General features: G+C 38.8%; 1 protein-coding gene. It reads left to right on the top strand.

The window, feature by feature from the left end:
• Nucleotides 1-258: RRXRR domain-containing protein (locus tag JUI58_RS15820; protein WP_204104769.1), on the top strand; the 258-nt coding region annotated here is incomplete at both ends.

Raw genomic sequence — 258 nt, 5'->3', positions numbered from 1 at the left:
CACGGAGAGCATTACGTCGTAGTCGTCGTAATCGTAAAACTAGATACCGTCAAGCTAGATTTTTGAACAGAAAAAGACCTAAAGGTTGGTTAGCACCCTCTCTAAAACATCGGGTTGATACTACTCTGACTTGGGTTAACAAATTAATTAAACTTGCTCCGATTACTGGCATTTCCCAAGAGTTGGTAAGATTCGACTTACAACAACTAGAAAATCCTGAGATATCAGGAATAGAGTATCAACAAGGGAAATTAGTTG

Source organism: Spirulina sp. CCY15215, assembly GCF_016888125.1.
Taxonomy (GTDB): domain Bacteria; phylum Cyanobacteriota; class Cyanobacteriia; order Cyanobacteriales; family Spirulinaceae; genus CCY15215.
Note: the sequence above shows the minus strand (reverse complement) of the source record. Positions and strands in the feature narration are given on the sequence as shown.